We start from the raw sequence: 8,944 nt of genomic DNA, 5'->3' as shown, positions 1-8,944 counted from the left end.
CAGCTCGTCCAGTCGGAGGCGCAGGGCCGACGACGCGTCCACGGCGGCGTCGTGGACGGTGCTGATCCTGTCCAGCTCCTGAGGCGCCAGCGGCTGGCCGGCGAACCCCCAGAACACCGTCCGGAGCTTGTCCTCCTCGTGCAAGCTGACGCCGTGGTCGAACCCACGCAAGGCGCCCCCCTCACGGACCAGGTGCGACCCCTTGCGGTCCGAGTTGTTGATCACTGCGTCGAAAGCGGCCACGGCTCGGGTCCCCGGCGAGTCCTCGTGCACGAGCACCACCGGGCGCCCGTTCGCGTCCTCGCCCTCGAGGACCGGGAGCCAGCCGGGTGGCACCGCCCCCGGTCTGACCAGCGTGACGGCATACTCGGGCTCCGACTCGGGGTCCCCCACCCAGCGCTGGATCGACCCCGTGCCCTGCGGGCCGGTGCGCAGCACCGTCTCGGGGACGATGCCCCAGCCACCGGTCGAGCTGACGAGCCACGCTGCCACCTCACGGGCCGCGAGGGTGCCGTCAGGGAAGTCCCACAGGGGCCGCTCCCCCGCCACCGGCTTGTAGATGGCCAGGGTGCCGTCCACGCCGCCGACCCGAACCAGCAGTGCGAGGTTGGAGGCGTCGACGAGGCGACCGAGCACCTCAACGTCGTCCTCGGCGAGGACCTCGATGGGTGGGCGGCTCGAGGCCTGGGCCTCGGTCAGCGCTTGTAGCCGTTCGCGCGGGGGCAGATGTGCCCCTCGGTCTCGAGGGGGCCACCGCAGAACGGGCACGGCGGGCGTCCGGCGGCGACGAGGGACTGGGCACGACGGGCGAACGCGCGCGCGCGGGCCGGCGTCAGGACCACCCGGATGAGCCGAGGCTCCTGCGTCAGGACCTCGGGGTCGGTGTTGCCCACCGGGTCGTCGGGGTCACGGTCGAGGCACTCGATGACGACCCGGCTGCGGGCCTCGTCCCAGGCCAGGCTCAAGGTGTTGACCCGGAACTCGTCCTCGATCGGGGTGTCCAGCGGGGCGTTGTCGACGACCTCGGTGGCGGCATGGTCGGCGCCCGCTCCCCCGGCATAGCTGTCGAGGAGGTCGTTGATGCGGTCCGCGAGCACGGCGACCTGCTGCTTCTCGAGGGACACGCTGAGTACCCGGCGCCCGGAGCTCGCCTGGAGGAAGAACGTGCGCTGACCAGGAGGACCCACCGTCCCGGCGACGAACCGGTCCGGAGGATCGAAGTCGTTGACCGCCATGCCCAGACTCTAACCCTGGGGGTGGTGCCCGTTCGCGCCCTGGCCCGCGCCCCCGCCGACCACCGCGTCGGCGGACGGCTGCCCCTCCGGCGGCGGAACGAACCGCGACAGGTCGGGAGCCAGGACGTTCGCGGCCAGCAGGAAGGTGTGGCGGGCACCGAAGCGCACCGCCGACACGGATGCGGGGTCGGCCGTGTAGCGCTGGAATCGGGCCAGCCCGCTGCCGGTGGCCTCGGCCAGCACCGCCTTGACCAGGTCCCCATGGCTCACGGCCACCCACAGGGCGGCATCACCGTGCTCCTCACGCACCTGCTCGTCGATCCGGCGGACCGACGCCATGGCTCGCTGCGCCATCTCGCTCAGGCTCTCCGCGGCATACCGGTCGTCGTCGGGGAACCGAGCCGACACCGGGTCGTCCTGCACCGTCCCCCACAGCGGCTCCTTCGAGAGCTCGGCGAGCGGCCGGCCGGTCCAGGCGCCGTACGCGCACTCGAGCAGGTCGGGCTCCTCGGTGAGCGGCGCCCCGGCAGCCGCAGCCAGGGGCGTGGCCGTCTCGACACAGCGCTCCAAGGGGCTCGTGACGACCCGCGCGACGCTGATCCCCGCGAACCTCCGGGCCAGGTCTGCCGCCTGCTCGACCCCGGCCTCGGTGAGGTGGATGCCGGGCATGCGTCCGGCGAGGATGCCCTGGCCGTTGGCGCTCGAGTGGCCGTGGCGGACGAGCAGGCAGGTGGGCACGAGCGCAGCCTACGTGGCGCTCAGGGCACCCACCGCGAGCACCACGGCCAGCACGATGCCGAGCGGCACGCGGTACCAGACGAAGGCCGTGATCCGGTTCGAGCTGACGAAGCGCAGCAGCCACGCGATCGAGGCGTAGGCCACGGCGAAGGACACGATGATGCCCAGGCCCATCTGGCCCACGCCCAGGAGCTTGAGGTGCGACTTCTCGTGAGCCGCCTCGAACAGCCCCGCCGCCGTGAGGGCCGGGATGGCCATGAAGAACGACAGGCGGGTGGCGGTCAGGCGGTCGAGCCCACGGAACAGCCCTGCCGAGATGGTGGCGCCGGAACGGGAGACGCCCGGCACGAGGGCCATGCACTGCAGCAGGCCGATCATGAGGCCGTCCATGAGGGTCACGCTGCCCTCGCCGCGCTGCTCGCCCCGTCGCTCCAGCATGGCGTGACGGCTCTCGGCCAGCCACATGACCACGCTCCACAGGACCAGGGCGATCGCGACGACCCAGAGGCTGCGCAGCGCCCCGCTGATGACGTCCTTGAGCACGAAGCCGATGATGCCCACCGGGATCGAGCCGACGATGACCGCCCAGGCCAGCTGGTAGTCGTGGTGGGTCCGGGCCTCGGCGCTGCGCAGCCCTGCCACCCAGGCGGCCACCAGGCGCACGATGTCGCGCCAGAAGTAGATGAAGGTCGCCACGATGGCCCCGAGCTGGATGATGGCGGTGTATGCCGTGAGGCCCGGGTCGTCGAGCTTGAAGCCCATGAGCTTCTCGGTGATCGTGAGGTGCCCGGTGGACGATACGGGCAGGAACTCGGTGAGACCCTCGACGACGCCGAGGATGACTGAGTCCAGGTAAGTGAGAGTGCTCAAGGAACCGCTTCCTGCTCGGGACTGACGTCAGAGGCCAGTCTGGCCCATGACCTCGGCCATGGTCCGCACGACATGCAGGCGTTCGTCGAGGCTTCCCGCGAACGGGGCCACGGACAGGGTCCCGACGCCGGCTTCGGCATAGCGCTGGATGCGGTCGCGGATTCGGTCGGGGGGCCCGATCAGCGCGGTGGCGTCGATGAGCTCGAAGGGGATGGCCGCCGCTGCGTCACGGTGGCGCTTGGCGAGGTAGAGGTCCTGCACCTGCGCCGCAGCCTCTTCGAAGCCCATCCGGCAGGCCAGCTGGTTGTAGAAGTTCTGCTGGCGCGAGCCCATGCCCCCGATGTAGAGCGCGGCATAGGGCCGGACCAGGTCGGCCGCCGCCTGGACGTCGTCGCCGATGACCACCGGGACCGAGGGCGCGATGTCGAAGCCATCCAGCGGGTTGTCCTCACTGCCCCGGCCGGCGCGGCGCCGGCCCGTCGCCACCGACTCGACCAGGGCGCCGGAGTGCTCGGGGCTGAAGAAGATCGCATGCCAGCCGTCCGCGATCTCGCCGGCCAGCTCGAGGTTCTTCGGGCCCACCGCGGCCAGGTAGATCGGCAGGTCGGGCCGCGGCGGGTGGATGGTGAGCTTGAGGGCCTTGCCCGGGCCGTCCGGGACCGGAAGGGTGAAGTACTGGCCGGCATACGCGACCGACTCGCGCCGCAGGGCCATCCGCACGATGTCGATGTACTCGCGCGTGCGCCCGAGCGGCGCCGCGAACGGCACGCCGTGCCATCCCTCGCTGACCTGCGGCCCGCTCACGCCCAGCCCCAGCCGGAAGCGGCCACCCGACAGCGTGTCGAGCGTGGCTGAGGTCATGGCGGTCATCGCCGGGGTGCGCGCGGGGATCTGCATGACCGCAGCCCCCAGGCCGATGCGCTCGGTCAGCGCGCCGATCCACGCCAGGACCGTCGGCACGTCGGAGCCGTACGCCTCGGCCGCCCACGCCACGGCATACCCCAGCCGGTCGGCCTCCTGGGCCACTGCCACGTTGTCGCCGTCGACGCCCATGCCGAAGTAACCGAGGTTCACGCCGAGTTCCATGCAGCGCAGGTTATCGGCCCTCGCGCGGCGGGGCCCGGGTATGCCGCAGGCTCGGCCCACTACGGTACGGAGACATGCGCCGCAGACGAATGGGGAGCTCAGGGCTCTCGGTCTCCCGACTGGCCCTGGGCACGATGACGTGGGGCCGGACGACCGACGAGGAGGGCGCGCGCGAGCAGCTGCGCACGTTCCTGGACGCCGGGGGCAACCTCGTCGACACGGCCCACGGGTACTCCGACGGCGCCTCCGAGACCATCATCGGCCGGCTCCTCGAGGACGAGGTGAGCCGCGAGGACGTCGTGATCTGCACGAAGTCCGGCATCTCGCGGCGTTCAGGGCACAGGGTGGTGGACACCTCACGGCACAGCCTGCTCGCGCAGCTCGACACCTCGCTCGAGCGGCTCGGCACCGACCACGTGGACCTCTGGCTCGTGCACACCTGGTCCGACGAGGTGCCGCTGCTGGAGACGCTGTCCGCACTGGAGTGGGCCATCTCCACGGGGCGCGCCCGGTACGTGGGCGTATCGAACTTCAGCGGGTGGCAGAGCGCCAGGGCCCTCTCCCTGCTCGAGCAGGCCCGGGTGCCGATGGTCGCCAACGAGGTCGAGTACTCGCTGGTCAACCGGAGCGCAGAGCCCGACCTGCTGGCCGCCGCCCAGGCATTGGGGTTCGGACTGCTGCCGTGGTCTCCGCTGGGGCGGGGAGTGCTCACCGGCAAGTACCGGCACGGCATCCCGGCGGACTCCAGGGCCGCCTCCCGCGACTTCCCGAGGTTCACAGCCCGCTATCTCGACGAGCGCGCGGCGGGCATCGTCGAGGCACTGGCCATCGCCGCGCGCGGGCTGGGAGTCAGCCCCGCAGAGGTCGCGTTGGCCTGGGTCCGCGACCGGCCCGGCGTGGTCAGCCCGGTCGTGGGCGCACGGACCACGGCGCAGCTCAGGACGTCGCTGTCCAGCGAGGCGCTCGAGCTGCCGAGCGAGATCGTCGCGGCTCTCGACGAGGTCTCTGACTGACGTCAGTGCTCGGTGACGTCAGTCAGAGACTCAGTGACGTCCTCAGTGCTCGGTCTCGTCCTCGTCGTAGTCGGCGTCGTCGAGACCCGAGTAGACGCCGGGGTCACGGTCCTCGTCGCTGTGGTCGTCGAGCTCCTCGTCCTCGTCCTCGTCATCCTCGCCGTCGTAGATGTCGAGGGGGGTCATCTCGCCGTAGGCCTGCAGGAGCGCCTCGTCGTAGGTCGCGAACGCGTCGGCCAGGTCGTCATAGGCCGCGATGACGGTGGGGTCCTCCTCACCCCGCTTGGACGAGGATGCCTCCAGATGGCGCTCGAAGGCGCTCACGAGGTTGGCCAGCGCGCCACGCGGGTCTGCGGTCATGTGCCGACGGTATCGGGTTCTGCGGCAAAATGGCGCGGTGATGGTGGAGTACGAGTACCGCGTGCTGAGCTTCGCGCGAGACGTGTCCCGGTCCGAGGTTCGCCGGACCCTGTCGGACCATGCCGAGTACGGTCACTGGGAGCTGCACCGCACCCGCATCTATCTCGGCGGCACTCAGAGGACCTGGTTGCGGCGCAAGATCATCCGCGTGCCACGGCGCTGACGTTGAGACGACGCGAGGCCCGCAGCAGCAGCGTGCCGAACCAGAGGAGAGCGCCGGCCAGCGCGAGGCTGGGGACGAGGTCGATGCCGGTGAAGGCGAGGCGACCCTGACCGGCGGGGTTGCCGAGGTCGTCGCCGGCCAGGGCGCTGTTCGCGAGGGAGCCTGACCCTGCTGGCGTGGCCGAGGCTCCGGCGCCGCCGCCGGACCCGGCCGGGCAGGGCACCACGAGCTGCTGCAGCGGGACGCCAGCGGCCGTGAGCTCCTGGATCAGGTTGTGGTTCAGCATGACAAGCGTGGTCTGGACCGGGACGACCTGACGGGTGACTCGGACGCAGGCTCCGAGGAGACCGTTGAGGGAGGCGTCGACGGCGAGCACCTGGCCGGGTGAGGAGACCGCACCGGCAGGGCACGGCGCGAAGGCCTGCGGGAAGTGCTGCACCAGCGGCGAGGACAGGTCCTGGCCCAGCGCGGTGAGGCCGAGGTCGAAGGCCGGCGAGGACGAACCCGTCGGGATGAGGCACAGGCTGGCCACGGGCGTGGTCGCCCGGACGGCGCCCGGTGAGCCGGTGGCGGAGCTACCGCTTGTCGAAGGGCCGTTCTTCGAGCTGCCGGTCGTGCTGCCGCTCTTCGAGCCGGCGGTCGAGCCGGATCCCGTTGAGCCCGAGGGCGCGCCGCCGCCAGGGGCGGAGGGTGCGGGAAGCGGGAGGGACGGCGGCGCCGGGAGCGAAGCACCCGGGAGCGCAGGTGGGGTGGTGCCGGTCAGCAACGCCGACAGCTTGGAGGTGCTGAGCAGGCTGCTCAGGGGTGCCGGCGGAGCCGGGAGCGCGGAGGGGGCCGACGGAGCCGGCAGGCCGGCCGCTTGGCCTGCTGCTGCTCCGGTGAGAGCCAGGCCGCCCGCGACGGTGGCCACTGCCACCCACCGCGCCCACCCCTGCGACTTCGTGTTCATGCCCATGACCGCTCCTCCACCGATGACCCTGTTGTCTCTAGGTCAACGACGCAGAACCAGGGAGGCTACGCCCCAGTAGTCATCGGACGTGTGGCGGCTGTCACGGCCATCGCAGCAGGTCAGCAGGTTGCGATGAACGCCCGGAGTACCCGCGCGCCGAATGCGAGTGCCTCCACCGGGACCCGCTCGTCGACCCCGTGGAACATCGGGGCGAAGTCCAGGTCGGCAGGCAGCTTCAGCGGGGCGAAGCCGTAACCGGTGATCCCGAGCCGGCTGAGCGCCTTGTTGTCGGTGCCCCCTGAGAGGCAGTACGGCAGCACGCTGGCCCCGGGGTCCTCGGCGAGCAGCGCCGCTTTCATGGCTTCGACCAAGGGCCCGTCGAAGGGCGCGTCCAGTGCGATGTCGTGGTGGACGATGTCCACGTCCACGTGCTCCCCCGCGAGCTCGCGGATCGTCGCCAGCAGCTCGTCGTCGTGGCCGGGTAGGAACCGGGCGTCCAGCGACGCCGAGGCGGACTGCGGGATGACGTTGTGCTTGTAGCCGGCGTCGGCCATGGTGAAGTTGGCGGTGTCCTGCAACGTTCCCCTGACGAACCCCTGTGCCCCATGGAGGTGGGCGAGCAGCCCGTCGAGGTCGTCATCGGCATACGAGGTGCCGGTGAGCTCGCTCAGGCCGTCAAGGAGCTGGCGCACCGACGCGACGTACTCGCGCGGCCATGAATGGGCGTCGATGCGGGCGATGGCCTGGGCCAGGCGGACCACGGCGTTCTGGTCGTTGGGCACCGACCCATGGCCGGCGCGACCGTGAGCCGTGAGACGCAGCCACAGGATGCCCTTCTCGGCGGTCTGCACGAGATAGGCGCGGGTCTGGCCGCCGCCCGCGGTGGGCACCGTGACGGAGTAGCCGCCGACCTCGCTGACCGCTTCGGTGACCCCCTCGAACAGCTCGGGGTGGTTCTCGACGACGTAGTGGGCGCCCTTGGTGCCCCCGGCCTCCTCGTCGGCGAAGAAGGCCACCACGAGATCGCGTGGCGGCTTGGCTCCGCGCCGAGCGAGGTCACGGACCACGGCGAGGATCATGGCGTCCATATCCTTCATGTCGACCGCGCCACGACCCCAGATGCAGCCGTCGCGCAGCTCGCCCGAGAACGGGTCGACCTGCCAGTCGGCCGCGTTGGCCGGGACGACGTCGAGGTGCCCGTGCAGACACAGACCCGGTCGCTCTCGGTCCTCCCCCTCCAGGCGGACCACGACACTGTGGCGTCCCGGGTCGCTCTCGACCACGGTGGGCTCCAGGCCGACCTCACGGAGCTGCTCGACCACGTATGCCGCCGCGGCCCGCTCCCCCGGGCCGCTCCCGTCGCCGTGGTTGGTGCTGTCGATCCGGATGAGCTCCTGACAGAGGCGCACCACCTCGTCGAGAGGTTCGGTGCCAACGGGATCGGGGTCCGGACGCTCGTCGTTGAGGGGGCTCATGGCCATCACCCTAGGTGCGACAGCCGGTTCGGAGATGGGTGAGGCCGCGTGCTATCGTTCCGGGTCGCAGCAGGCGCTCCCCAAAGCGCCTGTGACACACCTTGTCCGGGTGGCGGAATGGCAGACGCGCTAGCTTGAGGTGCTAGTGCCCTTTATCGGGCGTGGGGGTTCAAGTCCCCCTCCGGACACGGCCAAGGACACACGCGGTTTCCGCGGTGGCCTGGACCCGTTTGAGCACGTGGTTGTACTCAAGCCTCACCCCCAGTGAGGCGTACAACCTCGACAGTTGCGCAGGCTCGGCGCTCGACAAGATCATGGCGATACCGCCGAGATCGTCGAGCGCCTTCTGCATTTCGGTCGCCGTCAGGCGGTCCTCGCTCCTCTCCTGCCGGAGTCCGGCCTCGAGGCCCGCGCGTTCTTTCGAGCGTCGAGCGAGCTGTTCAGACACCTCTTCGACCTCTACACCCGCCTCGATCGCCGCGACGAGCGCATTGATTTTTCTGTCTAGCTCGGCGATCTGAGCCCTTACCGCCGCCGTCCGGGAGGGCTGACCGGTCGGCGCCTGGCCGGAGACCAGAGCGTCCGGAGTCACGAGCCCGGCGATCCAGTCGTTGACTGCAGGCAGGAGAGCATCTTCGCGCAGGTAGATCGACTGCGGGTGCTCCTCCATGTCGGCTGTCAGGGATCGCGTGTTCCTCAGGGCGCAGCGGTACATAGTGCGGCCGCTTGAGCCGTCATCCCTGTTCTTGCGCCAGGCGCCCTCCATGCGGCGCCCGCAGTGCGCGCAGAACAACACACCCCGGAGCACGTAGGGATGCCGCGATTCACGGGGCTTCCTTTCGGAGGGCTGCGTCTTCGATGCGAGCCGGCCACGAACCTGTTCGAAAAGGTCATCTGAGATCAGCGCTTCGTGCGTTCGCATCGCGCTGCGGATCCAGTCGCTTTCGTTGCGCCATCGCATACGGACCTGATTTCCGGCAGCCACATCCTCGGGG

At 70.6% G+C, this 8,944-nt stretch carries 11 protein-coding genes and 1 tRNA gene; 3 read left to right on the top strand and 9 right to left on the bottom strand.

Going from position 1 to position 8,944, the window contains the following annotated elements; genetic code table 11:
• The 5 genes from VGN50_RS08825 to VGN50_RS08805 all read right to left on the bottom strand — a co-directional run.
• Window positions 1-768: SCO1664 family protein (locus VGN50_RS08825; protein WP_327444378.1), on the bottom strand; the 768-nt coding region annotated here is incomplete at its 3' end.
• Window positions 696-1,235, bottom strand: coding sequence for a DUF3090 domain-containing protein (locus VGN50_RS08820; RefSeq protein ID WP_327444377.1), 540 nt, complete (start codon window positions 1,233-1,235; stop codon window positions 696-698). The genes VGN50_RS08825 and VGN50_RS08820, both read right to left, overlap by 73 nt.
• A gap of 9 nt (window positions 1,236-1,244) precedes the next feature.
• Window positions 1,245-1,973, bottom strand: coding sequence for an MSMEG_4193 family putative phosphomutase (locus VGN50_RS08815; protein ID WP_327444376.1), 729 nt, complete (start codon window positions 1,971-1,973; stop codon window positions 1,245-1,247).
• 9 nt (window positions 1,974-1,982) lie between these two features.
• Window positions 1,983-2,843 carry an undecaprenyl-diphosphate phosphatase gene (locus VGN50_RS08810; protein ID WP_327444375.1) on the bottom strand — a complete coding sequence of 287 codons (861 nt, stop codon included), beginning with the start codon at window positions 2,841-2,843 and terminating at the stop codon, window positions 1,983-1,985.
• Between the two features lie 27 nt (window positions 2,844-2,870).
• Window positions 2,871-3,929 (bottom strand): LLM class F420-dependent oxidoreductase, encoded by a 1,059-nt coding sequence (locus VGN50_RS08805; protein ID WP_327444374.1) that lies wholly within the window; start codon window positions 3,927-3,929, stop codon window positions 2,871-2,873.
• Between the two features lie 74 nt (window positions 3,930-4,003).
• Between VGN50_RS08805 and VGN50_RS08800 the strand changes: the two genes are divergently transcribed.
• The gene (locus VGN50_RS08800; RefSeq protein WP_327444373.1) at window positions 4,004-4,942 is read left to right on the top strand and encodes an aldo/keto reductase; all 939 of its coding nucleotides are present in this window, start codon (window positions 4,004-4,006) and stop codon (window positions 4,940-4,942) included.
• A gap of 42 nt (window positions 4,943-4,984) precedes the next feature.
• On the opposite strand, the gene VGN50_RS08795 is transcribed toward VGN50_RS08800, so the two are convergent.
• Window positions 4,985-5,302, bottom strand: coding sequence for a primosomal protein (locus tag VGN50_RS08795; RefSeq protein WP_327444372.1), 318 nt, complete (start codon window positions 5,300-5,302; stop codon window positions 4,985-4,987).
• Between the two features lie 40 nt (window positions 5,303-5,342).
• On the opposite strand from VGN50_RS08795, the gene VGN50_RS08790 reads away from it, so the two are divergent.
• A complete protein-coding gene (locus VGN50_RS08790; RefSeq protein WP_327444379.1) occupies window positions 5,343-5,525 on the top strand; it encodes a DUF5703 family protein in 183 nt (60 codons plus the stop codon).
• On the opposite strand, the gene VGN50_RS08785 is transcribed toward VGN50_RS08790, so the two are convergent.
• Entirely contained in the window at window positions 5,503-6,474 is a 972-nt protein-coding gene (locus VGN50_RS08785) for a hypothetical protein (protein WP_327444371.1), read from the bottom strand. The two genes, VGN50_RS08790 and VGN50_RS08785, sit on opposite strands and share 23 nt — an antisense overlap.
• Before the next feature lie 119 nt (window positions 6,475-6,593).
• A complete protein-coding gene (locus VGN50_RS08780; protein ID WP_327444370.1) occupies window positions 6,594-7,949 on the bottom strand; it encodes a M20/M25/M40 family metallo-hydrolase in 1,356 nt (451 codons plus the stop codon).
• A 103-nt stretch (window positions 7,950-8,052) separates the two neighbouring features.
• On the opposite strand from VGN50_RS08780, the gene VGN50_RS08775 reads away from it, so the two are divergent.
• A tRNA-Leu gene (locus tag VGN50_RS08775) sits at window positions 8,053-8,137 on the top strand.
• Here VGN50_RS08775 and VGN50_RS08770 read toward each other — a convergent pair.
• On the bottom strand, window positions 8,119-8,944 hold an 826-nt coding region (locus tag VGN50_RS08770; RefSeq protein ID WP_327444369.1), incomplete at its 5' end, for a recombinase zinc beta ribbon domain-containing protein. The genes VGN50_RS08775 and VGN50_RS08770 overlap by 19 nt on opposite strands.

The organism is Pedococcus sp., from assembly GCF_036000045.1.
GTDB lineage: Bacteria > Actinomycetota > Actinomycetes > Actinomycetales > Dermatophilaceae > Pedococcus.
The sequence above is the reverse complement of the archived record's forward strand: the minus strand, read 5'-3'. Positions and strand labels throughout refer to the sequence as shown.